A 25849-nucleotide genomic window follows, 5' to 3' on the forward strand; every position below is an offset into this window, starting at 1 on the left:
GTCAGCCTCCTATTCCACGTTGATTGCTGCGTGCCAGCAGCCAGAGCAAGAAGGGTGCGCCGAGGGCGCCGGTCACTACGCCCACGGGAAGTTGCGTGTCCCCGAAAGCGTTGGAGGCCACGAACTCGGCGAGCAGCACCAAGGCGCCGCCGGTCAGGGCCGAAAGAATCAAACTGGAGGCGCCACGGTTCATGAGCCGAGCAAGAGGCCCGGCGAGGAAGGCCACAAACGCGATCGGCCCGGTGATGGCCGTTGCCACCGAGCTGAGGCACACGGCCACCACCACGATGCCGAGGCGCACCCGCGAAACGTTCACGCCTAGCCCAGCTGCGACGTCGTCCCCTAATTCCAGAATTTTCAGCTTCCCCGCAGCCAGTGCCGCTAGCGGAACCAGCACCACGAGTGCCACCAGGAGCAAGAGCGCGCGGTCCCACGTGCTGGAGTTGAGGGAGCCGATCATCCAGCGCAGCGCGTCGTCGACCGTGCGGACGTCCGCACGCGTGAGCAGGTAGCTAATGATGGCTTGCAGCATGGCCGCGAAGGCGATGCCCATGAGGATGAGTCGGCTGCCGGTTTGGTGGCCGGAATTTGCCATGAAGTAGATGAGCAAGGCAATCGCGAGGCCGCCCGCCAGCGCCGCGCCTGCGAGGGCCCACCCCTGCAGACCGAACCACAGCATGCCCGCGACCGCCGCAGCGCTCGCGCCGTAACCGATGCCGATCACGTCCGGGCTGGCCAGCGGATTGCGCAGCAGATTCTGGAACATGGTGCCGGACATGCCGAACGCGGCGCCCGCAAGGATCGCGATGATCGCGGCCGGGAGCCGGTCCTCCATGACAATGAACGTGGCGCCGGGGATGGTTTCGCCGCCCAGAATCCGCCAAAAGTCCACGAAGGATACTTGGAAGCTGCCCAGGAGCACCTTGGCAAAAAATAGCAGTACGACGACGCCGCTCAGCACCGCGGCTACCCTTGCGGTGCGCGGGCCACGGGTTTTTGATACACCGGTTTTTGATCCACTGGTGCTGACTTTTGCGGGAACCTTGGTGGTGATCACAGCCCCACCTTCTTGCGGGAGCGAATCAGCCAGATAAAGACCGGCGCGCCAATCAGGGCAGTCATGACGCCCACTTGGACCTCGGACGGCGGAAGAATCACGCGGCCCACCACGTCAGCGCCCAGCAGCAGAACCGGTCCGGCGAGCATGCTGAGCGGGAGGATGCGGTGGTAGCTGGAGCCCACGAGGAGCCGGATGGCGTGCGGAATGACCAGGCCAACGAAGGCGATCGGTCCGGCGAGGGCTACCGCTGCGCCGCACAACAACACCACGCCTACCCCTGCGATGATGCGGGCACGGTTCACGTTGATGCCGAGTCCGCGGGCTGCGTCGTCGCCGAGGGAGAGTGCGTTGAGGCTGCGGCCGGAGAACAACACGATCACCGCGCCGAGCGCTAAGTAGGGTGCCACTTGGGCGATCTCGTCCAGCGTGCGAGCGCCTAGGGTGCCCACGTGCCAGAAACGGAAGTTATCCAGCGCTTCCTGGCTGAGCATGAGTACGGCGTTCATGATGCTGGAGAATCCCGCTGCGAAGGCCGCGCCCGCTAGCGCGAGCTTGATGGGAGTGGCTCCTTCGCGGCCAATACTTGCCACCGCGTACACCAAGAACGCGGCGATCGCGGCGCCGGCGAAAGCGAACCACATGAACACATTGATGGTGGCTGCGCCGAAAACATAAATACCCGCCACCACGGCCAACGCCGCTCCCGCGTTCACGCCCAACACCCCCGGGTCAGCGAGTGGGTTTCGTGCGATGCCCTGCATTCCGGCGCCGGCCATACCCAACGCGGCACCCACCAATAATCCTGTAATGGTGCGAGGAATGCGCGCCAGAACCACCGCATGATCACCATTGCCGGGATCCGCGGAGGTGAGGGCCTCGAGGACGGTAGGCAGCGTCGTCGTACGCGCCCCTACAGTGAGCGATAACGCGAGGGCGGCAACCAACGCGAGAAGCAACGCGACTCCGATCAGACCGGAGCGCGCTGCTTTTCGAGTGGCCGCTGAACCGCCCGCAGGCGGGGTGGCGGTGAGGGTGGAAGGCAAGGGACTACTTTGCAGCCTTTGCGGCTTCAGCGCCCTTGACGATGTTTGGAACCACCTGATCCAGTGCCCACGGCAAGCTCAGCGGGCTCGAAGCGGACACCGCGAGGGTGAGCGCCTGGCTGCTCTCGGCAACAAGGCCGCCGGTCTTCGCGGCAGGGATCTGGCCCAGCAGGGAGTCGTTCTTAACGTCATCTACCGTGGTGCCCTCTGGAAGCCACGTGAAGAACACGTCTGCGGCCAGCTCATCCGCGCGCTCTGCAGACCAGTTGAAGTAGAAGGCGTCAGCCTCCTTGTTAGCTTCGACGATCGGCGATTCCGTCATGCCCAACGACGACAGGAAACGGGAGCGGTTATCGCCAGACGTGTAGATGTTGATGCCGCCGGTAGCTGGCTCCAAGTTGCCCGCGATGTACGTGGATTCCTTCAGGACCGGGTTGGCTTCGCCGGCGTCCGTCAGCTGCTTTTCAACCGTCTCGATGAGGGCCTTGGCTTCGCTTTCCTTGCCAAGGGCCTGACCGATTGCGAGCGTGGAATCCTGCCATGGAGCGGTGTAGGCCGCGGCAACCGGGCCAATAACCTTCGCGATCCTAGAGAGCTTGGTGTATTCCTCTTGGGTCAGTCCGGAGTAGGCGGCCACAATGAGGTCCGGCTGGAGCTTCGCGATTTCGTCGAAGTTGATGCCGTCTGCCTCGTCATACTGAACGGGCGCATTGTCAGAGCCGATCTCGGCGCCCAGCTCCTTGAGCTTGGCGTCCTTCCAATCCGTGGAGTTGTTGGCGTTCTGGCCCCAGGCGTCCTTGGCCATGCCCGCAGGGACAACGCCCAGCGCCAGCACAACATCGGCGTTGACCCAGGAGACGGTGGCGATCTTGGCGGGCGCTGCGTCAATGACGGTTTCGCCATAGATGTGCTTGACAGTGACCGGGAAGGCGGCCGTGGTGGAGCTTCCGCTGGCGGAGCTCGAAGAAGTGCCGGTGGTGCTCGTGGCGCAGGCCGAGAGTCCGAGGGCGGCAGTAGTTGCAAAGGCCAGCAGCGCTGAGCGGCGGGTCAGTTCCATGAGGAGTCCTTGGTGACGAAGGGTCGAGGGGGATACACCGGAGTATTCGTCAGTTAGGTTAGCCTTAGTAACTGTGATTACGCAAAATTAAGCTTTCGTAATCTGTATTTATGATGTGAAAGGGCTGTGTTGAGAGGTCCACGAGGGTTTCTCAACACAGCCCTTTTCTACTCTTTGTCGTTGGATTCTTAGTTAGACGACGCCTTGTTGGGGAGCGAAAGAATCGCGCTTTCGCGCGTGGGCTCAGTCGTTGCCTTGTTCCATGGCATTGCCGAGAGCGCGCGACCCATGGCGCACGTGTTGGTAGCTGCGGAGAATGTCAATCCTGCGCCGATTGCACCAGCAACCATGCGAACCTTCGGGGAAACAAGTTTTCCACCCACCAGGCCGGCGACTACGAGGGAGCCTGCGGCCATGCGAACCTGGCGCTCGAGATCCCAGCGATCCTTGCCGCGAACAACGTCGCCGCCGCTCTTTTCGAACGCTGGTGCGCCGCCGGTCAGGACATAGGCGCCGTCGATTCCCACCTTTGCAAGGCGCTGGCGTGCCTGCTCGGCGCGAGTGCCGGACTGGCAGACCAGAACTACGCGAGAGCCCAAGCGATCAGCTAGCTCCTCCGTGTGCTCAGACAGCAGTGGAAGTGGAACGTTGTAGGAACCACGGATGTGGAGCGATTCAAATTCTGCGGCGGAGCGGACGTCAATGATGACGAGGTCTTCGTGCTGAGTGATCCACTCGCGCAACGTCTCAGGGGATAGTGCTGTAATGCCGCCGCTGGCAGTTGAAGTAGTCACGAAATGCCTCTCGAGGGGGATTGAGTACCCGCAGAGTATTGCAGTTGCCTCTCCGTCTGGTCAAAATACCCAAGGGGGTATATTTCCTCGGATGACTATTATGGAATGGCCGGAGAAGGTTGAAAGACCGTTCAATGGGCGGATTCCCGCTTGTAGTAGACGCATTACGAATTTGTTGAACAATTTTCTCGACAGATTGTTGAACAACATGTACCGTTTCTTTCATTACTTCTTGTGACACCAGTCACCCGCACCCCTTGGATGGAAAAATGGCTGATGCAGTAAAGGTCTCGAATTCGAGTACCGGCTCTCACCGCACAGCGCTTCTAGGCGCTATGTTCCTGATGGCAACCAGTGCCATCGGACCGGGATTCATTACGCAAACCACCGTTTTCACGGTGCAGCTCGGCGCAGCCTTCGCTTTCGCGATTCTTGCCTCGATTCTCGTTGACATCGCAGTTCAGCTCAACGTCTGGCGCGTCATCGGCATTACCGGCCTTCGCGCTCAGGAAATCGGCAACAAGGTTCTTCCGGGAATCGGCTGGGTCCTCGCGGCTCTCGTGTTCATCGGCGGCTTGGTCTTCAACATCGGCAACATCGCCGGAACCGGTCTTGGCCTCAACGCCATGATGGGTCTGGAGCCGAAGATCGGTGGCGCAATCTCAGCAGTTATCGCCATCTTGATCTTCTTGTCCAAGCGCGCAGGCATGGCGCTGGACCGAATTGTGGTGCTCTTGGGCGCCATCATGATTCTTCTGATGTTGTACGTGGCGATCGTTGCTGCACCTCCTGTGGGCGAAGCGCTCAAGAACATGATCTTCCCTGAGGAAGTGAACTTCTTGGTGATCACCACCTTGATCGGCGGCACCGTGGGGGGCTACATCACCTACGCTGGCGCTCACCGCATGATCGATTCCGGAGTGAAGGGTGAAGCGGCCGTCAAGGACATCACCAACACCTCGATCCTCAGCATCCTCATCACGGGCCTCATGCGCGTGCTCTTGTTCCTTGCGATCTTCGGTGTGGTTGCCGGCGGCGTTACGCTGACCTCCAACAACATGGCTGCTGAAGCCTTCGGTCAGGCGGCCGGTGAAATCGGAACGCGCATGTTCGGTGTGGTCTTGTGGGCAGCCGCTTTGACCTCGGTCATTGGTGCCGCGTACACGTCCATCTCCTTCGTGACGAGCCACAACACCTCGGAGCGTAAGCGCAACCTGCTCACGGTCATCTTCATCGCCTTCTGTGCCGTTGTGTACTTGTTCTTGGGTCAGGCTCCGCAGGTTCTGCTGATCTTCGCAGGTGCCTTCAACGGTTTGATCCTGCCCGTAGGCTTCGGCGTCTTGCTCTACGCGGCCTGGCGTCGTCGTGATCTTCTCAACGGCTACAAGTACCCCGCATGGCTTCTGATCATCGGTGTACTGGCCTGGTTGCTCACGGTGTTCCTTGCATGGAACTCCCTCGCGGGCATCGGCGCACTCTTCAAGTGAGCCTCAGCAACATGACGGAGGACCTCTCGGGCATCTCCCCGCAACGCGCGCGGGAGTTGTTCCGGGAGGGCCTCGTCCGTCCTACTGCCGGAATTTCGCGAGGTTTTGCGCAAGCTAACCTCATGATCGTTCCCAAGGAACTGGCCTTTGACGTGCTGCTCTTCGCGCAGCGCAACCCTAAGCCGTGCCCCATTCTGGGCGTTTTGGACGCGGGCGAAACTTCTGGCCCGCTACTCGCGGGAGGGGACATCCGCACGGATGTCCCGCAATATGTGGTCTATGAAAACGGGGTTCCCGTCGCTCGGCCCACGGACATCACCGAGTACTGGCGAGATGATCTGGTCACCTTCATCATTGGATGTTCGTTCACTTTTGAGAACGCACTCCTTGAAGCGGACCTCCCCGTGGCGCACATCAGCCAAGGCGTGAACGTGCCCATGTACCAAACCAACGTGCGCTGCGATCCCGCCGGGAAAATCAGCGGACCCCTGGTGGTCTCAATGCGTCCCATGCCCGCGAACCAGGTGGCGGACGCCGTTCGGATCACCTCCCGCTACCCGGCCGTCCATGGTGCACCCGTGCACATCGGCAACCCGGAAGAGCTGGGAATCAAGGACATCAACCGCCCAGACTTCGGCGACGCCGTAGAGATTCCTGACGGCCACCTTCCAGTGTTTTGGGCCTGCGGAGTCACTCCTCAAGCGGCCATCATGGAGTCCAAGCCTGCGCTGGCGATCGGCCATGCGCCCGGTCACATGCTCATCACGGATGCCAAGGATTCGCAATACCTGGTGCCGTAACCGGTAATCCTTATCGGCGATTGGCGATAAATCAGTGCTGGCTGAAACTTCGTTGACTTAGCTCGGAGGAACACCAGTTACGCAAGATGAACGTTGCAAAGTTCTATTCGTCATCTTGGAAAGCTAGCCTTGGCGTTGAAAGTGATGGCACCCGAGAGCTGGGAGATGACCGATGCCCCGAGTGAGAACAACGCCAGAAGATCTCGCGGAGCGCATTGCTCGAGAGAGTGAGTTTCCGACTCTCGAGCAAGTCAACTCCCATGGGTTCAATTTCTACCCAGGACACTGGCTGAGCAAGTGGGACGACACACAAATGCCCGCTGTCCCATCCATCCTCAGTGAGGAGGGCAGGGACGATCGAGGCCGAAAGCACCTTACGCGCCACGACCTCTTCCAATTGGGCACCGCAGTAAAGACAGAAGAAGACGCTGTTAACTTTTACGTAGCAGTCTGCTCGTGGGGATGCGGCACCAAAGCGAGGGATATCTACCGCCGTGTTCGAACGCTTCCGGAACCAGAATTTGGAAGAAAACTGCTGGCCGGCATCCTCTTAGCAGGGGACCCGAGTGTTTCATCAGCGGTCGCATACGAAAGTTTCTACTCGAATGCGAAGAACCGGATCTTAGGACTAGGTCCGGCTTTCTTCACCAAGGTGCTGTATTTTGCCAGTAATCCGGGTAACGATCGCCAGCTCCGTCACCTTATTTTGGACCGGAAAGTAGCTGCAACCACTAACTGGCCCCCGAGATCCCGGTGGACTCCGGCGGAATACAGTGACTACATCACGCTGGTCAACGAGACCGTTGAAAAGGTTCCTAACATTGAACGTGCTGACTGCGTCGAGAAGTATCTCTTTTCCCCGAAACCGTAGGCACTCGTAGGACGCCCAGAAGTGAGAGGCCCTCGCGCGTAGGCCGTCTTATCTACGAAGCTGCGTCCGAGACCACTAGCAAAGGTGTCAGTGGCATGAGTGATCGCCAGCGTTCAGGCAGCGCCGCGTAGTTATCAAGCACCAGGGTCACCATATCTTCGCCTGAGATAAGTCGTAGCCCGGGACGTTGGCGCTCGAGCCCCAACGCATCACGGCTGTATGCGCCGAGCGTCATGAAGACTACGAGTTCCCCAGTGCCCTGAGTTCCGATGAGTTGCTGCACTTCTGGCGCGCCAATGGTTGCGGTCTTGTGCTTGCACTGAACTTTGATGAGTGGCGGTTCGACACCTAGCGGGTCCTTGTGGGCGATGACGTCTACGCCCCCGTCTTGAGAGTATGACGTGACGCGTGCTTGATACCCCAAAGCGCGGAGAAGATCCGCAGAGAACTCTTCAAACTGCCGATGGGTGATTCGTTCCTGTAAGACTTCTAAAACGAAGTCTCGCGTATGCCGCTCGATTCGCGATGCGCGTGGTTCATCAGGAGCGTCGTCATCGGAAACGTAGGTGGACGCAGCTCGTTCTACGACTGCAGAAACCTTTTCGACGTCCTGAGTCCGAGCGTTGAGTGCCGCAAGGAACTCGTGAGAATGCTTTCGGACCCTGAACAGCGTGATAGCAGATCCAATTTCATACAGCGCCGGTTGGGTAAAGACCGTCCGAGACAACCCGATCTTCTTCCATTCGACTCTGCGCCTATGACGATGACTCTGTTCGTTGGCCGCGTACTCGTACTCACCTCGGACTATGCCGATGTTGATCGTGCTGTCTGCCTTGTAGGGCGCAATGACGACGTCGCCTATTTGGATTTCATCCCGAAATCGCAAGAGAATTCCGGCCCAAACAGGGATTGCTTTGTGCGAGTCCTCGGGGGTGCGGCGTGCCAGTTCGTCTTTGAGTTCCTCACGTCCGCCGGGAATCTTGGAAAGATCACCCATGTTGTCCCAGCTGAGGCTGACAAAACTGCCTTCGATGAGCTCCGTGCTAAGCGTGTCATTGTGGATTCCCCAAACTTGCATGAACTCTGCTTCCCTAGAAATTGCGCGCCGTTGCTCGCCTCATCATACGGCGAGAAAACAGTGGTCGAAGGCGGAATACGCTACCTGACTACTAGGAAGACCCTACTCGGCCGCGACGTGCTCCAGCAGCACCGCTTCAGCGTCCACGAGGTACTCGCGAAGGCTCGCGGCAGCCTCTTCGCGCTTGCCGTCCACGATGTCCTGGACCAGGGCGGCGTTGCGCTCCACGAACTGGGCGTGGAAGTCGGGGGTTTCGGCCATTGCGTGGAACACCAAGCGCATTTGGGCGAGGACTTGCTCCATCACGGTGTCTAGCGTGGGGGAGCCGCACATCGCAACAAGCTCTTGGTGGAGCCGCTGGTTGGCGGTGGCCATGGAACCCGAGGCTCCGGCGTCGCGCGCGGTTCGGGCTGACGCAATGATCTCGTGCAGATGTTTGATCTGGGCAGGCGTGGGCGAGGCCCACAGAATGGCGGCCGGTTCCAGCATGCGACGCACTCGGTAAATCTCGCGAATATCCTCCACGCTGGGCCGCGCGACGAACACGCCGCGGTTGGGGATTCGCGTGATGATGGATTCGTTGGACAGGATCGCGAACGCTTCCCGCAGCGTATTGCGGGACACCCCGAGGGCTTCTGAGAGCGCTTGCTCGGACAGCTTGCTGCCCGGCGTCAGCTTCCCCTCGGAGATCCTTTTACGCAGCACGGAAACAATCCACGCGCTCGTGTGCGCGTGCTCGGCGGATCCTTTCGCAATTGATCCCAGTACGTTCGCGGCAACCATGACCTCTAATTTACCGGGTGATGAAACACGCCCGTTACCTTCAGGAAATAGTGACGAGGACTTCTCCGCGAACTACACCGTTACCCGGCTTCACTTGGGCCCTTTTTAGGGTGCCAGCCCGGTGCGCAACCACCGTGGTTTCCATCTTCATGGCCTCAAGCACCACGATCGGCTCGCCGGCCGCAACGGTGGCGCCATCCTCAGCCACCCACTTCACGAGGTTGCCGTTCATCGGGGAGCGCAGATCCGCAGGGTTCGCTGGGGCGGAAGCTGCGGCGTCGTCCTTGGAAGAGGAGGGAGCGCCGGAACCGCCACCGGACAAGATCGCCCGAATCAAGTTGGACGGGAGCCCTAGCTGAACGACCTTGCCGTCGAGCTCAATGGTGAGGGTCTCGCGCGAGGAGTCCGGCGTTGCCTTCGTGAGGTACTCGGAGGCGGCGAGCTCCACGGCGAAGTCGTTCTCGATCCACGTGGTGTGAACGCGCAGTTCGTTCGGATCCGTGAAATCAGCCGAACGCACTACGGCCTGGTGGAACGGGATGACGGTGGGCAGGCCCTTGATGGCGAGCTCGTCGAGGGCTTTGCGCGCCCGGACCAGCGCTTGCTGGCGGTCCGCACCGTGAACAATGAGCTTGGCGAGCAGCGAATCGTAGAACTCGGGCACCACGGAACCGGTCCGGACGCCGGTATCCACGCGGATTCCTGCGCCCGTGGGGGCCGCGAATTCGGTGACTTCGCCGGGGCCGGGAAGGAAGCCGGCGGCGGGATCTTCGGCGTTGAGTCGGAACTCGAACGCGTGACCGCGCGGAGTGGGATCCTCGGTGATGGAGAGCGGCAGACCGGCCGCGATGCGGAACTGCTCCTGCACCAGGTCGATTCCGGCGGTTTCTTCCGTGACGGGGTGCTCCACCTGCAAGCGGGTGTTGACTTCGAGGAAGCTGATCACGCCGTCTGGGGCGACGAGGTATTCCACGGTGCCAGCGCCGGTGTAGCCGGCCTCGCGGCAGATCGCCTTCGCGGATTCGTGGATGCGGGTGCGCTGCTCATCCGTGAGGAACGGCGCGGGGGCTTCCTCGACGAGCTTCTGGTTGCGGCGCTGGAGGGAGCAGTCGCGGGTTCCCACTACGACGACGTTGCCATGCGTATCGGCGATAACTTGCGCTTCGACGTGGCGCGGCTTGTCCAAAAAGCGTTCCACGAAGCACTCGCCGCGACCGAACGCGGCCGTCGCCTCGCGAACAGCGGAGTGGTAGGCGTCTTCAACCTCGTCCAGGGAGCGGGCGATCTTCATGCCGCGACCGCCACCGCCGAACGCCGCCTTGATGGCAACCGGAAGACCAAATTCCTCGGCGAACGCGCGGACCTCTTCACCCGTGGTGACGGGGCCGTCCGTGCCTGGAACCAGCGGGGCGCCGGCCGTGACGGCGACGTCGCGAGCGGTGACCTTGTTGCCCAGCAAGCGGATGGCCTCCGGGGTGGGGCCAATCCAGGTGATGCCTGCGTCGATGACGGCCTGCGCGAAGTCCGCGTTCTCGCTCAAGAAGCCGTAGCCGGGGTGGATCGCATCCGCGCCGGAGTCCTTCGCAGCCTTCAAAATCTTGTCGATGACCAAGTAGGAATCGGTGGACGCTTGCCCGGCGAGCGGGAACGCCTCATCCGCGAGCTTCACGTGCAGAGCGTCCGCATCCGCGTCCGAATACACCGCCACCGAGGTCAGGCCAGCATCCGCGCACGCGCGCGCCACTCGAACTGCGATCTCGCCGCGATTAGCAATGAGCACCTTTTTCATGCGGATGGTCCTTTGAGTGAAGGGGTGGAGGGTGATGTGGTTGAGGGTGAAAGAGGGGTCAACGAATCCGGGTCAACGGGCGTGAACTTCACGCGAGCGCCCGGCGGAAGCTGAGCGGCTAGTGCAAGATCCGATTCGATCACCACACCTGCCACCGGATAACCGCCGGTGACCGGATGATCGGCCAAAAACAGCACGGGAAGCCCAGAAGGTGGGATCTGCAAAGAGCCGGGGACGGCGCCTTCGCTTGCGAGTTCGCCGTCCTTCGCTCGCGTCATGGGGCGGGAGCCGTCGCTGAGCTCAAATCGCACGCCGATTCGGTTCGATTGGCTGGTCGCGAGCCACTCTTGCTCCGTGAGCGCCGCAATTCCGGCCGCATCAAACCAGTCGTCGCGCGGGCCTAGCGTGATGCGCAGCTCGGTCAGTTTCCCGGCTTGGGGAAGATCCGCGATGGCCGGTTCCGCTTGACCTACTACTGCCTGTACGACGCCGCCTGCTCGCGCCGGGCTTCCCACGTTGAGGACATGTCCGGTTGCGAGAGGCGACGGGCCGATCCCGGACATTGAGTCGGTGGCGCGGCTGTTCAAGAACTTTGGCGCATCGAAACCACCGCGGACACCCACGTAGGTGCGCAATCCGGCTCGAGGGGCGCCCAAGCGTAGGGTCTCGCCGTCGTGAAGCTTGAACGCCGAGCGCATAGGGGCCGTGCGCTGCTGGACGTGGAACTGTGGGCCAGTGTCGATGTCCTCGTCGGACTCTTCAAGTTCTTTGGGTTCCGATGGTTGTTCGGGCTCTGCTGGCTGCTCGATTTCCGTGACTCGTTCGATCTCGATAGAGACTTCTGCGCCCGTGACGGCCAGGATGAGTTCGCCGAGCGCTCGCAGTTCCAGCTCGCCGAGGACGTTTTCGATCACCGCCGCATTCGAATCGTTGCCGAGAATGCGATTGGCTTGGCGGACGGACGTCTTATCCGCAGCGCCAGAGGCGGAAACGCCAAGATCGCCGAGGCCGGGACGGCCCAAGTCCTGAATGAGCGACTGCAATCCCGGATGGATCACTTCGAGGGACGCCGGGCTCTCGCCGGAACCGCCACCTGAACCGTCCGGGGTGTTCTCAGCTGAAACACCATTGATCTCGATGAGCTCGCGGACCGCTTCATAAACCACGGTGTCGCCGGGCCGGACCAGGGCCGGCTTGTCTCGGTCCAAGTCCCACATCTGTGCGCTGGTGCGTCCAATCAGCTGCCAACCACCGGGGGACTGGCGCGGGTAGACCGCCGAGAAGTTTCCGGCCAGCGCAACGGATCCCGCGGGAACCGCGGTCCTTGGCGTCTCACGACGAGGAACCACCAGCGGATCGCTGTCCGAAACAAGGTAAGTGAAACCCGGTGCAAAGCCGCCGAAAGCGCCTCGCCACTGGGTCTGCGTGTGAGCTGCGATAACTCCCTCAACGCTCATGTTCGTCAAATTGGCAACGGCCGCGAGATCCTCGCCGTCGTACAGCACAGGAATGCGGATGGTGTCCCCGGAAACGGAAGCTGCGTCGTCGTAATCCAAAGAAGCGACCGCCTGCGCACCGGAAACCGCGTACTTACGGGAATCAAACGCCACCATCACGGTGCGACCGGCCGCGAGCAGCTCGCGCTGACCCGGCAACGGATGCGCCGCGAGGTGAGCGTGAAGGTTCACCACCTCGGTGAGGTCCGCGCATTCGATCAAGAACGCGCGCGTACCGGTCCAGCAGATAGAACGCTGAGCTTCTACTGACGGGGGAGTGCTCACGCGAAGGCCTTGATGGTGACGCCAGCGTCTTCCAGAGCGGTGCGGACCTGGCGGGCCATTTCGACCGCTCCGGCGGTGTCGCCGTGGACACAAATGCTTTCGGCGGGCATATCGATCTCAGAGCCGTCGATCGCAATGATCTTTCCCGTGGTGGCCAAGCGGACCATGTTGCGGGCCACTTCCGTGGAATCGTGCAGGACGGCGCCGGGTTCACGGCGGCTCACGAGCGTACCTTCAGGGGTGTAAGCGCGGTCCGCGAAAGCTTCGGCGACGGCGCGAAGGCCAGCCTGTTCAGCTTTCGCGAGAGCCACCGATCCAGGAAGAAGGAGTAGCGGGAGTTCCAGTCCGGAAGCCTTGACGGCGTCAACCACAGCCTGTGCGTGGGCCTCATGGTGAACGATCGTGTTGTAGAGCGCGCCGTGCGGCTTGACGTACTTGATGGTGCCGCCGACCGCGCGCGCCATGGCTTCTAGGGCGCCGATTTGGTACAGCACGTCATCGGCGAGCTCTTGCGGGGAGCAATCCAAGAACCGACGGCCAAAGCCCGCGAGATCGCGATAAGCTACGTGAGCACCGATGGTGATGTTCTTCGCGACGGCGTCCTTGCAAGTCTGCTTGATGGTGGACGGGTCTCCCGCGTGGAAACCACAGGCCACGTTGGCGCTTGAGACGGACTCGAAGATGGCAGCGTCATCTCCCATGGTCCAGTTGCCGAAAGATTCTCCAACATCGCTGTTGAGGTCAATAGTGCTCATGGTGATCTCCGTCTCAAGAAGTGTTCCACTAAGAATGCACCATTGCGGGCGATTGTTCAACAATTTATTTCTAAGACTTTTGTGACATGTTCTCTCTCACGCGCGAAGCGCATACCGGGCGCCGTCGGAACTGCGGTCCAAAAACCCGGAATCAACTCCATCGCGCCTCACCAGAGCAACATCTTCAACAAACATCGCGAGGCCGGCGTTGAGCTCGGGCTCGGTGAGGAATTTTCGAGGTTTAACTCGTTGGAAAACCGTCCGAATAATGAGTTGGGACTGCGTAATCCGTTCCGGTTCCTTAGCGGGAAGTTGGTCCAGGCGGCCCACACGAAGAATGAGATCCTCGCTGAGAAGGTTCTTGAGCTGAGTGGAAGTCTCTCGCAACAGTGGTTCATTGATGATGCCGCGGGCGAGCCAGTCGTACTGTGCGCGCTTTGAACGGGAGCTGTCGGCGGTGTCTTCTGCGGTGTTCTGGGCCGTGTTCTCGGTAGGGTCTCGGTGCGGATCCAGACGCGGTTCTTCCCGCGCTTCCATGATGTCCCGGAGCAACGGTCTCCGGAGCGTAGAACTTGCAAGAGCAGCAACGATCATGCGCGCTCGCTTCAGTGCCTCAGCATCCTGATTCGGTAGGGGAGAGCTCATGGGGACTATCTTGCCTCATGCGAAAAATGGGGCCGCGCTGGGAGGTGAGCTGCGTCGTCGTACTGAACTGGTCCCGAATAAGTGACGCCAACAAGCTCCGCCGATATTCTCATTGCATGACTACTGAAAAGCAGCAATTGAAACTTGAGCGCGTGCTGAAGGCGCCCCGCGCCACCGTCTGGTCCGCGTGGACCGAAGTGCCCGTTTTGGTGCAGTGGTTTGCGCCCGACGGCTGGACCGTCCGCGAGTCCGACGCCGTCATTGACGCCCGCGTAGGCGGCCGCGAGCACTTCGTGATGCACTCAATCGAGAACCCAGACATGCAGTCGCCGGTGGACGCCGTTTTCGTTGAAGTTCGCGAACCAGAACTATTGGTGGGACAGACCGAAGCCACCCCGCAGAACGGCGGAAACGTCATGGAACTGCGTGTGGAGCTGGAAGAAGTGGACGCCGAAACCACCCTCATGAAGGTCTCCCAAGGTCCCTACGACGCAGAGATTCTGCCGCTCGCCCAAGAAGGCTGGGGCAGCACGCTGCGCAAACTTGAGGCTTTGCTCGCGAAGTAAATCTCGCTACAACTCTCTGGATACGTGCTTGTTCTAGTGCCTCTAAAGAGCGCCTGACAGGCACGTATTTAGTTTTAGCGACGAGCTTCACAAGAGGTTTCGGGAATCAGACTCCCGGGTGGCGAGTTGAGTTCCCTTGATAGTTCAACCGGCTTCGGCCGGCTAACAGTTCAAGGAGAACAACATGGCAACTAACGTCCTAGCACTCGTAGGATCGCTTCGAAACGGATCCCACAACGCACAGCTCGCAGACGCTGCCGTAGCAACCGCTCCCGAAGGTGTAGAGGTTTCCGTCTTCAAGGGCCTCGAGAACATCCCGTTCTACAACGAAGACATCGACATTGAAGGCCAGGTTCCTGCCGCTGCCGCCGAATTGCGCGCCGCAGCTGCAGATGCAGACGCTTTGCTCTTTGTTTCCCCTGAGTACAACGGCACCACCCCTGCTGTCTTGAACAACGCCATCGACTGGCTCTCCCGCCCATTCGGCGCTTCCGCAGCATCCGGCATGCCAACCGCAGTCATCGGAACCGCTTACGGCCAGTTCGGTGGAGTGTGGGCACAGGATGAGGCCCGCAAGTCTGCTGGTATCGCCGGCGCCAACGTCTTGGAAGACGCCAAGCTTTCCATCCCTAACTCCGTGGGTCGCTTCGCTGAAACCCACCCGAAGGATGACGCCGAGGTAGTGGCACAGCTTCAGGACGTCCTGGGCAAGCTTCGCGCTGCTGCGGAAAGCAACTAATTTCGAGTTCTTCCTGGTTCTAGTGGTTTGAGAGCGTCGTTCCGTTCGCGGGACGGCGCTCTTTCGCTTTCCCATTACCAAGAACGCGGCGGTGTTCGGAAGCGCCCGCTCACCACTAGGCTTGAGCTTGGAGACACGCATCACGGCCACCTCCGTAAAAATTTACTTGATCTTTCAACTAAATGATCGTAAGGTTGTACTCATGACCACCGAATCTTTGGCAACCACCAAGCAACCGCCAGTTCTTTTCTTGAGCCACGGCGCGCCGCCCCTTGCGGACGATGCACTGTGGACCAGCCAGCTCAACACGTGGTCGTCCACGTTTGAGAAGCCCAAAGACATCCTCATGATTTCCGCGCACTGGGAGAACGCCCCGGTGACGCTTTCTGCAACGCAGCGCCCTACCGAACTCGTTTACGACTTCTGGGGTTTCCCACAGCGCTACTACGACGTCCGCTACGACGCCCCTCAGGCTCCCGAGCTCGCTGACGAAGTCACCCGTTTGGTCGGGAGCCACGGTCACCACGTGGAGCGCGACGAAGAGCGCGGCCTGGACCACGGCGCCTACGTTCCGCTCAAGGAAATGTTCCCTGAAGCTGACGTGCCGGTAGTGCAGATGTCCATGCCAACCCTTGATCCACAGGGACTTTTTGAGCTCGGCAAGTCGCTGGCTCCGTTGCGCGATCGCGGCACGCTGATTGTGGGTTCGGGCTTCACCACCCACAACCTGCGCTGGTTCAACCCAGCCGGCGGCCCTGATAGCACGCCACCGTCTGCTTCGAGCGAGTTCGACCACTGGGCCGAAGAAGCCATGGCCCGCGGCGACGTGGACTCCATCCTTGACTTCTTGCACAAGGCTCCGGCTGCCCGCGAGGCACACCCTCGCTCCGAGCACTGGGCTCCGCTCTATGTCGCTTTGGGTGCCGCGTACACTTCCGGCGACATCAATGCGAAGACCGCGATCGACGGTTTCTGGTTCGGTCTCTCGAAGCGCTCCTGGACTCTTACCTAAAGAGGACACTGCAGTAGTTCTCTTCTAGTACGACGACGCCGCTCACTTCACGCTCCCTTCCGCGGACATGGTTCTTACTGAATCACCGCGGGTCCAAGGGTGGGCACCGGGGTGAGCGGCGTCGTCGTATTTTCATCCCTAAGAGCGATACGGAAACGTCAATACCACCGTGTAAAGTGACCTTTGCTCGCGGGAGATGCTGTGTATCTGATTGGGGAATTGCCACGCCATGCTGCTTAAGTTGTTAATCCAATATTCAAAGCCGTATGCGGCTTGGATCGTGGCAGTGGTGGTGCTGCAATTGCTCTCCACAATCGCTGCTTTGTACTTGCCATCGCTGAACGCCAGCATCATCGATGAAGGCGTCTCAAAGGGTGACACCGACTTCATCTGGCGCACCGGTGGCGTCATGTTGGCCGTTGCGTTCGCTCAGGTCATTACCGCAATTCTGGCGGTCTACTTCGGCGCCAAAACGTCCATGGCTGTGGGCCGGGACTTGCGTCGGGCGGTATTCCGCAACGTGTCAGCGTTCAGCGCGCGCGAAGTAAATTCTTTTGGAGCCGCAACGCTCATCACCCGTAACACCAACGACGTCCAGCAAGTACAAATGCTCTTGCTCATGGCCCTGAATTTCATGGTGTCCGCGCCGATCATGTGCGTGGGTGGCGTGATCATGGCGCTGCGCGAAGACATCGGATTGTCCTGGTTGGTGTGGGTGTCCGTGCCGCTGCTTGGCATTGTGGTAGGCATCCTCGTGGCGCTGCTCATGCCGATGTTCCGCACCATGCAGGATCGCTTGGACGGAATCAACGGTGTCCTGCGCGAGCAGATCACTGGTATCCGCGTCATCCGCGCCTTCACACGCGAGAAGTATGAGACCGAGCGTTTTGACGCGGCGAACCTGCGATTGACGGAAATCGGCGTGAAGGTCGGCCAGATCTTCGTGCTCATGTTCCCGCTCATCATGATGATCCTGCACCTGTCCACTGCGGCGGTGCTGTGGTTCGGCGGTCAGCGCGTGGACTCCGGCGAGATGCAAGTAGGCGCCCTGACGGCGTTCTTGCAATACCTCTTGCAGATCCTCATGGCCGTCATGATGGGAACGTTCATGGCCATGATGATTCCGCGTGCCGTGGTGTGTGCTGAGCGCATCGATGAAGTGCTCTCTACCCGTTCCACGCTCGAGGATCCCAAGGTGTCCGTCGCTGGTGTGGCAGCTCCGGTGGATGGCGCCCCGGCTGTCGAATTCAAGAACGTCAGCTTTGTGTACCCGGGCGCTGAGAAGCCAATTCTCAACAGTATTTCGTTTACAGCTCCGGTGGGCAAGACCACCGCGATCATCGGTTCCACGGGCGCCGGCAAGACCAGCTTGCTGAACCTGATTCCGCGGCTCTATGACCCGGATCAGGGCGAAGTCCTGCTCGATGGTCGGCCCACCAACACCTTGCCGCGCGAGGAAATCTCCCGCTTGGTATCCGCCGTTCCTCAGAAGCCGTTCTTGTTCTCCGGAACCGTGGCTACCAACCTGCGCTTCGGTGCTCAGGATGCCACCGACGACGAGCTGTGGGAAGCGCTGCGGATTGCTCAGGCGGAGGACTTTGTCCGCGAGAAGGGCGAAGGCCTGGACCTGAAGATCTCTCAGGGTGGCACCAACGTCTCCGGCGGTCAGCGTCAGCGTTTGTGCATCGCGCGCTCGCTGGCCTCGAAGCCGCGCGTCTACTTGTTCGATGACTCCTTCTCCGCTTTGGACGTGTCCACGGATGCGCGCTTGCGGGCAGCGCTCGAGGAACCTACCAAGGACGCGGCCGTGATCATCGTGGCGCAGCGCGTTTCCACCATCACCTCCGCAGATCAGATCCTGGTCATGGAAAACGGTGAAATTGTGGGCCGTGGAACGCACGAAGAACTCTTGGAATCCAATGAGACCTACCGCGAAATCGTGGAATCTCAGATCAGCGCGGAGGAGGTGGCCTAACTATGGCTAAGAAAACTACGGCTAAGAAGAATTCGAAAGCAGAAGCACCGGTCATCACCGACGAAGAGACTGAGCAATTCGGCGACGCCATCATGGATGACGGTTTCGGCGGCCAGCAAGGACTGCGCAAGGCCAAGAACTTCTGGCCTTCTGCGAAGCGCCTTGTAGGGCTGTTGTTGCCGTACAAGCTCTCCTTGTGGCTGGTCTTCGTGTTCGTGGCCATCTCCGTGGTGCTGAACGTGATTGCACCGCGCATCTTGGGTCAGGCCATGGACGTGATCTTTGGCGGCATGGTGGGCAAGGATATGCCTGCCGGTCTGACCAAGCAGCAAGTGGTAGACGGCGTCCGCGCGAGCGGAAACTCTGATCAGGCGGACATGCTTGCGGGCATGAAGTTCACGCCCGGCCAAGGCATTGATTTCGCCGAGCTGGGTCGCTTGATCATCATTGTGCTCACGCTCTACTTAGTGGCCGCGTTCATGATGTGGCTCAATGGCTACATCCTCAACGCCATCACCATGAAGGCCGTGCGGAACCTGCGCGCGGAGGTGGAAGCGAAGATCAACCGCTTGCCGCTGAACTACTTTGACACTCGCCAGCGCGGCGACGTACTCTCCCGCGTCACGAACGATGTGGACAACATTCAGCAAGCCCTCCAGCAGGCGCTATCCCAGCTGGTCAGCTCAATTCTGACCGTCCTGGGCATTGTGGTCATGATGTTCATCGTGTCCTGGCAGCTCGCGCTCATCGCCCTTATTGCGTTGCCGATCTCCGGTGTCGCCGCAGGTATCATCGGCAAGAACGCTCAGGGCAAGTTCGTGGAGCAGTGGAAGGCTACCGGTCACCTCAACGGGCAGATCGAAGAGTCCTTCTCCGGCCATGATCTGGTGAAGGTCTTCGGCCGCGAGAATGACATGCTGGAGCGCTTCGAAGAACGCAACCAGGGCCTCTACAAGTCGGCCTTCGGCGCCCAGTTTGTTTCCGGCATGATCTTCCCGATCATGACCTTCGTGACCTACTTGTCCTACGTGGGCATCGCCGTGGCGGGCGGCCTCCGTGTTGCGAGCGGTCAGATGACCTTGGGTGATGCCACCGCGTTCATTCAGTACTCGCGCGAGTTCACGCAGCCGCTGGGCCAGATTGCGGGCATGGCCAACATGCTACAGTCCGGTGTGGCTTCGGCGGAGCGCACGTTTGAGCTGCTGGACGCCGAGGAGCAGGAGCCGGAGACGGCGACCAGCCACCTTCCGGAGCGTACGGATGGTCACGTGGAGTTTGAGAACGTGTCCTTCTCCTACACGCAGGATCGCCCGCTCATCGAGAACCTGTCCCTCGAAGCTCGCCCGGGTCACACCGTGGCGATCGTAGGTCCGACGGGCGCCGGCAAGACCACGCTCGTGAACCTAGTGATGCGTTTCTACGAGTTGAACTCGGGCCGCATCACGCTGGACAACGTGGATATTCGCGATCTTTCCCGCGAAGAGCTGCGGTCAAAGACTGGCATGGTGCTTCAGGATGCGTGGCTCTTCGGGGGCACCATCATGGAGAACATCCGCTACGGCCGATTGGACGCCACGGATGAAGAAGTCATCGCGGCGGCTCAGGCCACTTACGTGGACCGCTTCGTGCGCCAGCTTCCAGAGGGTTACAACACCAAGATCGACGAAGACGGCACCAACGTTTCCGCGGGTGAGAAGCAGTTGCTGACGATCGCGCGCGCGTTCTTGGCCGATCCTTCGCTGCTCATCCTGGATGAGGCAACCTCGTCAGTGGATACCCGCACCGAGGTCCTGGTGCAGCACGCGATGGCTGCGCTCCGCACGGATCGCACGTCCTTCGTGATCGCGCACCGCCTCTCCACCATCCGCGATGCTGACGTCATCCTGGTGATGGAGAACGGACAGATCGTGGAGCAGGGCAACCACGAGGAGCTCCTCAAGCGCGAGGGTGCCTACTACCGCCTCTACATGTCGCAGTTCCGCGGGCCTTCCGCGGATATTGACGCTGAGGTCGCCGTGGGGGCGCCGGTTGCGAAGGAAACAGAGGAGCCTACCCAGCACGACGACGCAGCTTCCGTCCCAGCCGAGGCTCCCGCAGCCGCTGTGGTGGAGGAAGAAGGAACCACCTCTACCTACCGCGGTAAGCACGCTGCCGAAGACTGATCCCTCAAACGACTCATCACTCACACCATCATGAAACCCATCTCTTGGCCGGTCGCTGCCCCTACTGCAGAACAGTGGGGGCGCGTTCCCGTGCGCTTTTCCATGCCGCTCAGCATGGTTCCAACCTGGATGATCCTGATCGCATGTGCTGTGGGAACCTTCATCGCGGAGCGACCATGGGAAGCGCCCGAGGAACCGTTGTGGCAGGGCGGGCTCACGGTCTACACAGTGTTCGAGGGCGCCGCGTGGATGTCGATGATGAGTCTCGTTTTTGGGTGCTGGGCGTTTGCGCGGTTCGCGGTGCTCCTTGTCCCACTCGTCTTGACCGGCGTTGCCTACACGGCTTCCCACACGGGTGAAACTACTGCCGGGGTGTGGTGGGTTGGAGCGGCGTTGACCACCATCTGGTTGGTGGTGCACGTGGTGATGTCCGTGCGGCAATTGCACTACGTTGCGAAGCTAGCCAAGTCGGCAGCCACCACGGAGACCATGGCTATTGGTGCCACGCTGCAGACCAATATGGCGAAAGCCCAGCGGTACAGCATCAACTGGGCGTTCGGCCTGACGATCGCCGCAGTGCTCGCGTGGACTATTGTTCGTTGGGTTATGGGTTCGGAGCTCGGCAAGACCTCTCAAGAGTTGGACGACTTCCCCTGGTCTGCTTTATGGGCACTTCCGGCTTTGGCGCTGAGTGTCTTCGCGGTGGGACAGATCGCGAAGGTCGTTTGGCGGGGTATTTCCCGTGCGGTAGTGGGTAACTACGTGTGGCAAGTCCCGCCAAATACGTTGGGGCCGGTTATCGGCGATTTCTCCAGCGCGGGCTTTAATGACGAGCTGTCCATGCTGAAAAAGAGTCTGGCAGAAGTCACTCCCGGTTGCCTGTGCTGGACCGAGTCGCAGCGCGAAGATCACCGGTTCGATGACGATGAAGACTTCATGTTGAACCCTGACACCGACCTCATTCTCGCAACGGATTACTGTGTCCACCACGGAATCGATGCCGTGAACTCTTTGACCCCGCAGGACTTCAAGCGCCAGCTGGAAAAGGGCTGGCTCTGGAGCGAGCACACGCGCTTTCCGTTGCGCATTAAAGGTGCCGCTCAGACAGCCGTTTTGGTGGGCTTTGCGGGCCACGGTTTCACCGGGATGATCGCGGATCATCGCCGGGGTGCCGCCGACGTCCGCGAATGGGACACGGACCTCGCGTGGGAGCGTGAGTCGTCAGACGAAGACGTGTGGGGGCCTGAGGATTCGTTCTTGCCCCTCGGTGGCGAGGTGGATCGCATTGACCTGCACGACGACGGCTGGGCGGGTATCGCAGTTCGCTTCAAGCATGAGCGTGCTTGGTTCTTGGCAGATAAGCAGGAGTAGCCAGCTCACGGAGATAGGGTGGAACGGCGATAGGGTGGAAGAATGCACCAAAACCGCACGAATTCGTATGGGTCACAAGCGCAGTACATGCTTCCCCGTAGGCTCAAGCAGCCAGATTTCGGGCCCGGGAAGTTCGTGTGGGGAGACTTTGCAGCCGTAGCGCTCTACGCGTTGATCTTCGTTGTCGGCGGCGCCGCGTTGCTACTGCTCGTTCCGGGTTTCCGCGGGATGTTCCCGAGCGATAACCTGGCGATTTTCGGCGTGAACCTTGTGGTCTACGCGTTCATGTTCACCATCGCCATGCTCTTGGCCAGGCACGACCTGTGGAGTTCCTTCAAGACCTTCCAGTGGAACCCGTGGGCCAAGGTCATGCTCATTCCTGGCGGCTGGTTTGCCAGCCTCATGCTCACTGCCACGATCATCAGCACGCTCGGGGAACCCGTCAAGAGCGAGAACCAGCTAGCCATTGAGGGCCTCACCACCGAGGTCCCATTTCTGACCATGTTCGTGGTCACGGCCATCATGGGTCCACTGGTTGAAGAGTTCATCTTCCGCCACTTGCTGATCGGCAAGCTCAGCCGCTACATCAACAAGTGGGTCTGCGCGCTGATCTCGATCGCCCTGTTTGCCGGCATGCACTTCATCGGCAGCGGAACCTTCGAATGGGTCTCCGTCATCCCGTACCTCACGCTCGGCACGGTCATTACGCTCGCGTACATTCTTTCCGGAAAGTCCCTCGCGTACTCGTATGTGCTCCACTTCTTCAACAACGCGGTAGCGCTCATCATCTCCTATACGGTGCTACCGCTCATGGCGTCGTGACAGGCTCAGCTGACAGCGACTTCGATGGCCACCGGCACGGTTCCACAGACTACAAAAACCTGATCTTGGCGCTCTTCGCTGCGGGCGTCGCCACGTTCTCCCAGCTCTACAGCCTCCAAGGTGTCCTGCCCGAGCTCGCTCGCAACCTCCACATCGAGGATTCCCACGCTGCGCTCGCAGTCTCCGCGGCAACACTGGGTCTCGCGATCGCCGTGATCCCGTGGTCCATGGTGGCGGATCGCATTGGTCGTTTGAAGACCATGACGTACTCGATCATCGGGGCGGTCATCTTCGGCCTCGCCGTTCCGTGGTCGCCCACGTTCGAGTGGCTCTTGCTCCTTCGCCTCGGCGAAGGACTCGTTCTCGGCGGCATCCCCGCGGTGGCGCTCGTGTACTTGAGTGAAGAAGTCACGCGCACGCACGCGGCTATCGCCGCGGCCACTTACGTCTCCGGCACCACGATTGGCGGCCTGCTAGGACGACTCATCGCCGGCCCACTCAGCGAGTTCGTCAACTGGCGCATCGGCACCTTTGTAGTCAGTTGCCTCGCCGCGGTAGCAGCGCTGATCTTCATCAAGAAAGCCCCACAACCGCGCGGATTCCAGCACCCGCAACAGAGCGAACTCGAGAACGAAACCGCGCTCAAACGGATCACCGGAAAACTGACATGGGCCATCAGTCGGCCGGCTCTCCTGGCGATCTATGCGCAGGGTTTCTTGCTCATGGGCGGCTTCGTCGCCACCTACAACTACCTAGCGTTCCGGCTCGAGGCGCCACCCTTCTTTGTCCCGGCATCGCTCGCCTCTTTGATGTTCACCGCTTACCTCGCCGGCACGTGGAGTTCGCGCCAAGCCGGAAAATTCGTTCTCCCGTTGGGCCGACTCACGGTCCTGCTCGCCACGCTCGTCATAGCGCTCATAGGCCTTGCGATCACCTTGTTCGAGTCAATTCCGCTCATCATCATTGGCCTGCTGATCTACACGGCGGGCTTCTTCGGTGCTCACGCCGTGGCGTCAGGCTGGATCGGCCGCCTCGCGACTCATAATCGTGCGCAAGCCACCAGCCTCTACAACCTCTTCTACTACGTGGGTTCTAGTCTCTTCGGCTGGCTCATTGGCTACGCGTTCACCGCCGCAGGCTGGCCCTTGCTGGTGGCCTGCGTTGCCGGGCTCGTGGCACTTGCCGGGGCCATCGCCGTCGTACTTCTGAGAAATCAACCCGGATCCGCCCCGCAACCGCGAGAGGTACTTTCATGACGCAGCATCGCGGAATTGGCCGCAAAATTCTGGCCCTCGCGATCCCCGCGCTAGGCGCCCTCATCGCGGAACCGCTGTTTTTGATGGCGGACACTGCGATCGTCGGGCACCTCGGCGTTTCCGAGCTCGCCGGCGCGGGCCTTGGCACCGCGGTAGTCCACACCACGGTGGGGCTAATGATTTTCCTCGCGTACTCCACCACTCCGGCGGTCGCGCGGCACTTCGGCGCGCACCGCTTGCACCAGGCGTACGCTGCGGGCCGCGATGGCGTGTGGCTTGCGCTGATCGTCGGCGCGATTCTGGGGGTGGTGCTGTGGATTGCCGCGCCGTGGCTGGTTTCCTTGATGGGAGGGCACGACGACGTAGCTCGCTTTGCCATTGACTACATCCGTTGGTCGATGCCCGGGTTGCCCGCCATGCTTTTGGTCCTCGCAGCCACCGGCGTGCTCCGCGGACTGCAAGACACGAAGACGCCGCTGTACGTGGCCGCCGTGGGTTTCGGCACCAACATTGGGCTCAACGTCCTCTTCGTGTACGGGTTGGGGATGTCCGTGGCCGGATCCGCGCTCGGCACCTCCGTCACGCAATGGGGCATGGCGCTTGCTTACCTGTGGATGCTGATTCCGCGCGCGCAAGAGCACAGCGTAAATCTGGCGCCCACCTGGAGTGGAGTGCTGGGCATGGCGCACGTGGGCGGCTGGCTCATGCTCCGCACGCTCACCCTGCGCGTGGGAATCCTCGCAACAGTCTTTGTGGCCACCGGCCAAGGGGCCGCGACGCTCGCAGCGCACCAAGTGATCTTCACGCTCTTCACGTTCATGGCGTTTGCGTTGGATGCCTTAGCGATTGCGGCTCAAGCGCTCATCGGTAAGGAACTCGGCGCCGGGGATGTGGGTGAAGTTCGCTCGCTGACCCGCGTCATGACGCGGTGGGGTATCTACTTTGGGCTCTTCACTGGCCTAGTTCTGGCGATCGCGGCGCCGTTCGCGGGACGCTTGTTTACCAGCGATCCTGACGTTCAGGCACTCATCACCGTCGGTGTGTGGGTGTTGGCCGCCAGCCAGCCGCTCTGCGGTGTGGTGTTCGTTCTGGACGGTGTGTTGATCGGTGCGGGGGATGCCCGGTATCTGGCGCTCGCGGGCGTCATTGCTCTGGCTGTGTACGCGCCGTTGTTGTGGCTGACCACGTTGGCAGCCCCTGGCGCTGGCGCGATTATTGCCATCTGGCTGGCTTTCGCCGTGGGGTATATGGCTGCCCGAGCCGCAACGTTGTGGCTGCGGGCGCGTACCGACGTGTGGATGAAAATCTAAGGGTTCTGGAGGCCGCGGAAAGCTATATCTTCAAGCCTTGCGCGATGGAGTTGATGGTGGTCTCGAAGAGGCTGCGCTTGTGTTCCACCGGTTCTAGCCGAAGCGGCCCGGTGGCGCACATGGTGGTGATGCCGTGGACCGCAGCCCACACCACAAGGGCGGTGTCGAAGCGTTCATTCCGTGACGCTTGCGTCTGCGCCACGAGGGTGAGCATGTACGTGAACGGGAAGCGCGTGGAGGGATACACCATCTCCACAGCGTCCAGATCCGTGGCAACTTTTTCTTGGACGTCTCGCGAGAGGTGCGGCAGGTTATCCACCGTATCCAACAGGACTCCGTAGAGGCCGGTGGTCAGAATTCCGAATTCGAAGTAGGCCGCAGAGGCGGCTCTGACCTTGGCGAACGGAGAAGAATCCTCCGGTAGCGCTTGGACTTTTGCAGTCATCGCTACGGTCAATTCGCGCAGCACTTCGGCCTTTACTGCGAGCAAAAGTCCTTCTTGCCCGGCGAAGTGTCGATACGCCGCGGAGGGGGTAACTCCAATGCGCCTGGCGGCTTCGCGTAGCTTGATTGCTGGCGGCCCACCCTCGCGCGCTAAGTCCAACCCCACCCGCACCAGTTCTTCACGGAGGTTCCCGTGATGGTAACGCTTCGTTTTGACAGGGATCACGGTACTAGCCTACGGTGTAATAA

At 60.7% G+C, this 25849-nt stretch carries 23 protein-coding genes; 12 read left to right on the top strand and 11 right to left on the bottom strand.

Annotated features, from left to right (window positions below; translation table 11 throughout):
* Window position 1 precedes the first annotated feature (1 nt).
* The 4 genes from HD598_RS07745 to HD598_RS07760 form a co-directional block, all read right to left on the bottom strand.
* Window positions 2–1057 (bottom strand): FecCD family ABC transporter permease, encoded by a 1056-nt coding sequence (locus tag HD598_RS07745; RefSeq protein WP_311538985.1) that lies wholly within the window; start codon window positions 1055–1057, stop codon window positions 2–4.
* Entirely contained in the window at window positions 1054–2103 is a 1050-nt protein-coding gene (locus HD598_RS07750; RefSeq protein WP_183664969.1) for a FecCD family ABC transporter permease, read from the bottom strand. Before HD598_RS07750 ends, HD598_RS07745 begins: the two co-directional genes overlap by 4 nt.
* Before the next feature lie 4 nt (window positions 2104–2107).
* Window positions 2108–3160: an ABC transporter substrate-binding protein gene (locus HD598_RS07755; protein WP_183664971.1), complete on the bottom strand. Its 1053-nt coding sequence runs from the start codon at window positions 3158–3160 to the stop codon at window positions 2108–2110.
* Window positions 3161–3348: 188 nt separating this feature from the next.
* A complete protein-coding gene (locus tag HD598_RS07760) occupies window positions 3349–3954 on the bottom strand; it encodes a rhodanese-like domain-containing protein (RefSeq protein ID WP_183664973.1) in 606 nt (201 codons plus the stop codon).
* A gap of 269 nt (window positions 3955–4223) precedes the next feature.
* Here HD598_RS07760 and HD598_RS07765 point away from each other — a divergent pair, with 269 nt between their 5' ends.
* From HD598_RS07765 to HD598_RS07775, 3 genes are all read left to right on the top strand, one after another.
* Window positions 4224–5441, top strand: coding sequence for an NRAMP family divalent metal transporter (locus tag HD598_RS07765; RefSeq protein WP_183664975.1), 1218 nt, complete (start codon window positions 4224–4226; stop codon window positions 5439–5441).
* 11 nt (window positions 5442–5452) lie between these two features.
* Entirely contained in the window at window positions 5453–6241 is a 789-nt protein-coding gene (locus tag HD598_RS07770; RefSeq protein ID WP_183666738.1) for a putative hydro-lyase, read from the top strand.
* 181 nt (window positions 6242–6422) lie between these two features.
* Complete coding sequence (locus HD598_RS07775) at window positions 6423–7112, top strand: 8-oxoguanine DNA glycosylase OGG fold protein (RefSeq protein WP_183664977.1); 690 nt, start codon at window positions 6423–6425, stop codon at window positions 7110–7112.
* 52 nt (window positions 7113–7164) lie between these two features.
* On the opposite strand, the gene HD598_RS07780 is transcribed toward HD598_RS07775, so the two are convergent.
* The 6 genes from HD598_RS07780 to HD598_RS07805 form a co-directional block, all read right to left on the bottom strand.
* Window positions 7165–8190 carry a restriction endonuclease gene (locus tag HD598_RS07780; protein ID WP_071894521.1) on the bottom strand — a complete coding sequence of 342 codons (1026 nt, stop codon included), beginning with the start codon at window positions 8188–8190 and terminating at the stop codon, window positions 7165–7167.
* Window positions 8191–8292: 102 nt separating this feature from the next.
* Complete coding sequence (locus HD598_RS07785) at window positions 8293–8973, bottom strand: GntR family transcriptional regulator (protein WP_183664979.1); 681 nt, start codon at window positions 8971–8973, stop codon at window positions 8293–8295.
* 40 nt (window positions 8974–9013) lie between these two features.
* Window positions 9014–10762 carry an acetyl/propionyl/methylcrotonyl-CoA carboxylase subunit alpha gene (locus tag HD598_RS07790; RefSeq protein WP_183664981.1) on the bottom strand — a complete coding sequence of 583 codons (1749 nt, stop codon included), beginning with the start codon at window positions 10760–10762 and terminating at the stop codon, window positions 9014–9016.
* Window positions 10759–12543, bottom strand: a complete 1785-nt coding sequence (locus HD598_RS07795; RefSeq protein WP_183664983.1) for a 5-oxoprolinase subunit B/C family protein — start codon at window positions 12541–12543, stop codon at window positions 10759–10761. Before HD598_RS07795 ends, HD598_RS07790 begins: the two co-directional genes overlap by 4 nt.
* Window positions 12540–13298 carry a LamB/YcsF family protein gene (locus HD598_RS07800; protein WP_183664985.1) on the bottom strand — a complete coding sequence of 253 codons (759 nt, stop codon included), beginning with the start codon at window positions 13296–13298 and terminating at the stop codon, window positions 12540–12542. The genes HD598_RS07795 and HD598_RS07800 overlap by 4 nt, the downstream gene beginning before the upstream one ends.
* Before the next feature lie 96 nt (window positions 13299–13394).
* Entirely contained in the window at window positions 13395–13943 is a 549-nt protein-coding gene (locus HD598_RS07805; RefSeq protein ID WP_183664987.1) for a DUF2087 domain-containing protein, read from the bottom strand.
* Window positions 13944–14059: 116 nt separating this feature from the next.
* Between HD598_RS07805 and HD598_RS07810 the strand changes: the two genes are divergently transcribed.
* The 9 genes from HD598_RS07810 (at window position 14060) to HD598_RS07845 (ending at window position 25156) form a co-directional block, all read left to right on the top strand.
* Complete coding sequence (locus HD598_RS07810; RefSeq protein ID WP_183664988.1) at window positions 14060–14509, top strand: SRPBCC family protein; 450 nt, start codon at window positions 14060–14062, stop codon at window positions 14507–14509.
* A 184-nt stretch (window positions 14510–14693) separates the two neighbouring features.
* Window positions 14694–15248, top strand: coding sequence for an NAD(P)H-dependent oxidoreductase (locus tag HD598_RS07815; protein ID WP_183664990.1), 555 nt, complete (start codon window positions 14694–14696; stop codon window positions 15246–15248).
* A gap of 202 nt (window positions 15249–15450) precedes the next feature.
* On the top strand, window positions 15451–16260 hold the full coding sequence (locus tag HD598_RS07820) for a dioxygenase family protein (RefSeq protein WP_183664992.1): 810 nt from the start codon (window positions 15451–15453) through the stop codon (window positions 16258–16260).
* 229 nt (window positions 16261–16489) lie between these two features.
* Window positions 16490–18235 (top strand): ABC transporter ATP-binding protein, encoded by a 1746-nt coding sequence (locus tag HD598_RS07825; RefSeq protein WP_183664994.1) that lies wholly within the window; start codon window positions 16490–16492, stop codon window positions 18233–18235.
* Between the two features lie 2 nt (window positions 18236–18237).
* Window positions 18238–20397: an ABC transporter ATP-binding protein gene (locus HD598_RS07830; RefSeq protein WP_409366180.1), complete on the top strand. Its 2160-nt coding sequence runs from the start codon at window positions 18238–18240 to the stop codon at window positions 20395–20397.
* A 30-nt stretch (window positions 20398–20427) separates the two neighbouring features.
* Complete coding sequence (locus HD598_RS07835; protein ID WP_183664996.1) at window positions 20428–21768, top strand: hypothetical protein; 1341 nt, start codon at window positions 20428–20430, stop codon at window positions 21766–21768.
* A 42-nt stretch (window positions 21769–21810) separates the two neighbouring features.
* Window positions 21811–22590 carry a CPBP family intramembrane glutamic endopeptidase gene (locus tag HD598_RS13520; protein ID WP_260170515.1) on the top strand — a complete coding sequence of 260 codons (780 nt, stop codon included), beginning with the start codon at window positions 21811–21813 and terminating at the stop codon, window positions 22588–22590.
* A complete protein-coding gene (locus HD598_RS07840) occupies window positions 22587–23846 on the top strand; it encodes an MFS transporter (RefSeq protein WP_311538986.1) in 1260 nt (419 codons plus the stop codon). Before HD598_RS13520 ends, HD598_RS07840 begins: the two co-directional genes overlap by 4 nt.
* Window positions 23843–25156 (top strand): MATE family efflux transporter, encoded by a 1314-nt coding sequence (locus tag HD598_RS07845; RefSeq protein ID WP_071894531.1) that lies wholly within the window; start codon window positions 23843–23845, stop codon window positions 25154–25156. The genes HD598_RS07840 and HD598_RS07845 overlap by 4 nt, the downstream gene beginning before the upstream one ends.
* A gap of 22 nt (window positions 25157–25178) precedes the next feature.
* Here HD598_RS07845 and HD598_RS07850 read toward each other — a convergent pair whose 3' ends face one another.
* Window positions 25179–25826 carry a TetR/AcrR family transcriptional regulator gene (locus HD598_RS07850; protein WP_071894532.1) on the bottom strand — a complete coding sequence of 216 codons (648 nt, stop codon included), beginning with the start codon at window positions 25824–25826 and terminating at the stop codon, window positions 25179–25181.
* Window positions 25827–25849 lie beyond the last annotated feature (23 nt).

The sequence above is a fragment of the Neomicrococcus aestuarii genome (genome assembly GCF_014201135.1).
In the GTDB taxonomy this organism is placed as follows: Bacteria; Actinomycetota; Actinomycetes; order Actinomycetales; family Micrococcaceae; genus Neomicrococcus; species Neomicrococcus aestuarii.